This is a genomic window from Ectopseudomonas composti (assembly GCF_001567565.1).
Classification (GTDB): domain Bacteria; phylum Pseudomonadota; class Gammaproteobacteria; order Pseudomonadales; family Pseudomonadaceae; genus Aquipseudomonas; species Aquipseudomonas composti_A.
The window spans coordinates 1-3,668 of the sequence record NZ_LSSW01000023.1 but is presented as its reverse complement, the minus strand read 5'-3'; the positions used below and the strand labels follow the sequence as shown (position 1 = coordinate 3,668).

The window sequence follows — 3,668 nt, the reverse complement described above, 5'->3', positions numbered from 1 at the left end:
AACCGGCTCAGGAATGTAGCTATCCAGAGTTTCAACCAGTTTCTTGACGGCAGTGGTGCCCATCTCGTTGGTGTCTTCGCCGTTCAGAGCCATCAGCGCGGAGCCGATGATGATCGGAGTGTCGTCACCCGGAAAATCGTAGGTGCTCAGCAGGTCGCGAACTTCCATCTCGACCAGTTCCAGCAGCTCAGCGTCGTCAACCATGTCGGCCTTGTTCAGGAACACGACGATGTACGGTACGCCAACCTGACGGGACAGCAGGATGTGCTCACGGGTTTGCGGCATCGGGCCGTCGGCAGCCGAGCAGACCAGGATCGCGCCGTCCATCTGGGCAGCACCGGTGATCATGTTCTTCACGTAGTCGGCGTGACCCGGGCAGTCAACGTGCGCGTAGTGACGAATGTTGGAATCGTACTCTACGTGTGCAGTGTTGATGGTGATACCACGAGCCTTCTCTTCCGGCGCGCTATCGATCTTGTCGAAATCGACCTTGGCCGAACCGAACACTTCGGAGCAGACGCGGGTCAGAGCAGCGGTCAGAGTGGTTTTACCGTGGTCAACGTGACCGATGGTGCCGACGTTGACGTGCGGTTTGTTACGTTCGAATTTCTCTTTAGCCATCTTGACCGTCTCCTAGCGAAGAATTGAGCAAGCCATGCCGCCATTAAAACAAAGGCAGATACTTTCATATCTGCCTTCATTAGATGGAGCTCATGAGCGGACTTGAACCGCTGACCTCACCCTTACCAAGGGTGTGCTCTACCAACTGAGCTACATGAGCCAAACTCTATTGCGCCAGCCACAAACTGGAGCGGGTAGCGGGAATCGAACCCGCATCATCAGCTTGGAAGGCTGAGGTTCTACCACTGAACTATACCCGCGGAGCTTGCAGCTCACGCTGAATCTGGTGGAGGGGGAAGGATTCGAACCTTCGAAGTCGATGACGTCAGATTTACAGTCTGATCCCTTTGGCCGCTCGGGAACCCCTCCAAAGTGAGGCGGCATTTTCTAGATCTGCCACCCTGCTGTCAAGCTTTTTCTCATTAAAATCTTGAGGTTAGCTACTTTGACAACATCTTCGTCGGGAAACAACTTTGACCACCCTGCGAAGCGGGCGCCATTCTATGCAAACTACTGGAGCAATGCAACGCCTTCACAAGGCATTAATTGATGCTGCAAACCAGCAAAGTCACCAGCCAGCCGCCCAAGCAAAAACTCGTCGGCCAAGCGCCGACTTTGCGGCGCCACGCGCACCCAGAAATTGCGATGCGCCCGCGACAACTCACGCACCTGCGGCTCGTAGCCAACGTCGCGTAGACGCTGCACGACGCTATCAGCCGAGTCACTGCGAGGGAATATGCCGAGCGATATGCCATTGGCCAGCTCGCCCTGAGTAATGATGTAGCTATCGATGCGCCGGGCCTGCAGCTCGCGCAACTGCCGCAGCGAGGCCTGACGGGATGCCAGCGGCGGGAGATAAACCCAGTACTCCACCCCCGCAGCCGCATCGACGCTACGCACTTCGGCTTGAATATCCAGGCTCAGCAGCCGCTGCTCGACGACCTTGGCTTTCGCCTCTTCTTCAAAACTGCCGAGGAAAAGACAAACAGCCGCATCGGGAGCTGGCGCATCAACAGCCGCCACCGGCTCACCACGAGCTTGTGGCGCATCCGCCTCGCTCAGCAGGCGAATATCCTTGCGAGCAGCCTGGTACCCGCTGGCTGGAGCAACTTCCTTGGCCCGCAACGGCGCCTGCTGTTGATGCCAGACGTAATAAAAGGCATTGAGCAGCAGAAGCAGTAGAAGAATCCAGCGCATGCCTTGCCTCAATTGAAGGGACAGGCAATAGCCAGTCCGACAAAAACCAGATCAGGGACAACCTGTGCACCTGGGACCACATCTCGCACCAGGTCAGCGTCGCCCCCCGTCAGGAACACCTCGAAGCCCTCAGGAAAACGAGCCTGAGCCTGCAGCAGTTGCTCGACCACGAAGCCACGCAACATCAATACACAGCCTCGCTCGACGGCCTCGGCAGTCGAACGCCCTGGCTCCAGCTCCTGCAGAGCGGCGAGAGCCACCTGACGATCGTAGCGAATGCGCCGCGTATGTGTACTCAACTGATCACGCATCAACGGCAACCCTGGACAGATGAAGCCCCCCAGGTGGGTGCCTTCGACGGAAACGAAGTCAGCCGTCACCGCTGTCCCGAGATCCACCACCAGACAAGCCCGCTGCCCCAGATGATAGGCCCCCAGAACCGCCAACCATCGATCCAGACCAAGACGCCGGAAATCCTCGTAACCGTTGCTCACCCCCCCGACCTGACTGGCGGATTGGGCACAGACCGCCTCGACCCCTAGACGCTCACGTAGACGCTCAACCAGCTGCTCGGTCTCCGCATCGCTACGGACGCTGACCAAGCGGCAGCGACCCACCTGCAGACCAGGCGCCTCTGCCAAGGACTCGAAGAGCGCAGCATCGGAGTCCACCACACCGGCAAAGAGACGCTGCGCGCCGTCACCGGAGATCACTCGCCACTTGATAAAACTATTACCGCAGTCGAGCTCAAGAATCATGCTGCAACCTCAGGCTCAACTCACCACCACTGAAGGAGCGATCGACACCATCCACACTCAGCCTAATAGCCCCGCGCTCATCGACCCCAAGCACCACGCCCAGGGTTGCATTCGCCCCTGCCGTCAACGCCACGGAGCGACCGCGCCACGCATGCAACCCCTCCCACTCATCTCGCAAGCCAGCAAAGCCGCGCTGCCAATGAATGGAAAGACAGGCCTGCAGCTGCTGCAACAACTCGCCGGCAAGCTCATTACGATCGAGCAAGCGCCCAAGACACTGGCGCACGGATGTCCATGGCTGATCGATGACCGAGGGCGTATCCACGACCATGTTGACGTTGATACCAATACCGATCACGACATGACAGACGTCAGCCGGGTCTCCGGCCAACTCGAGAAGAATCCCGGATATCTTGTGCCCGTTGACCAGCACGTCATTCGGCCACTTGAGCCGCGCATCCTTCAATCCAATCGAATGAAGCGTTTTCGCGACAGCAAGGCCGACCGTCAGACTCAACGCCTCGACCTGGCTCATGCCCCCATCGACGCGCAGAACAACACTACAGTAGAGATTTTCAGCAAAGGGACTTGCCCAGACCCGGCCACGGCGGCCACGCCCGGCGGTCTGCCGCTCAGCCAGCAGGGCGAAGGGGGCACGCGCCCCAGCATCGAGGCGACGAAAGATCTCCGCGTTGGTGGAATCCACACTGGACTCGACAGACACCGGCCAACTGACCCCATCAGCACCACGCGCGATCTGCTCGGCATCCAGCAGGGTCATGGGCGCAGACAACCTGTAGCCGCGACCAGGAACCTTGAACACCTCAAGCCCCAGCTCGGCCTCCAGGCCCTGCAGCTGCTTCCAGATGGCACTTCGACTGATCCCGAGCGTCGCCCCCAAGGCCTCCCCGGAATGGAATCGACCATCCTGCAGAAGTTTCAACAATTCCAGCATGCCAAGCCCCGCTACGAACAAGGCTGGCATGATAACGACGAGGCCTCAGCTTGCATAGAAAACGGGACACAGAAGAAGGCCACATATAAGGAAGGCCCACTCCAGCGCGATATCACACTCCCGGAGGCCCAAAACAC

The 3,668-nt window shown here is 58.8% G+C and carries 4 protein-coding genes and 3 tRNA genes; all 7 read right to left on the bottom strand.

Annotated elements, in window-relative coordinates:
* Nucleotides 1-621: GTP-binding protein (locus PCLY_RS12055; RefSeq protein WP_156458593.1), on the bottom strand; the 621-nt coding region annotated here is incomplete at its 3' end.
* A gap of 84 nt (nt 622-705) precedes the next feature.
* Nucleotides 706-781: transfer RNA gene (locus tag PCLY_RS12050), tRNA-Thr, on the bottom strand.
* Between the two features lie 26 nt (nt 782-807).
* Nucleotides 808-881: transfer RNA gene (locus PCLY_RS12045), tRNA-Gly, on the bottom strand.
* Between the two features lie 24 nt (nt 882-905).
* A tRNA-Tyr gene (locus PCLY_RS12040) sits at nt 906-990 on the bottom strand.
* 141 nt (nt 991-1,131) lie between these two features.
* Nucleotides 1,132-1,818 carry an SPOR domain-containing protein gene (locus PCLY_RS12035; RefSeq protein ID WP_061239597.1) on the bottom strand — a complete coding sequence of 229 codons (687 nt, stop codon included), beginning with the start codon at nt 1,816-1,818 and terminating at the stop codon, nt 1,132-1,134.
* Nucleotides 1,819-1,826: 8 nt separating this feature from the next.
* On the bottom strand, nt 1,827-2,576 hold the full coding sequence (locus tag PCLY_RS12030; RefSeq protein WP_061239594.1) for a pantothenate kinase: 750 nt from the start codon (nt 2,574-2,576) through the stop codon (nt 1,827-1,829).
* Nucleotides 2,566-3,531: a bifunctional biotin--[acetyl-CoA-carboxylase] ligase/biotin operon repressor BirA gene (gene birA / locus PCLY_RS12025; RefSeq protein WP_061239598.1), complete on the bottom strand. Its 966-nt coding sequence runs from the start codon at nt 3,529-3,531 to the stop codon at nt 2,566-2,568. The genes PCLY_RS12030 and birA overlap by 11 nt, the downstream gene beginning before the upstream one ends.
* Between the last annotated feature and the right edge of the window lie 137 nt (nt 3,532-3,668).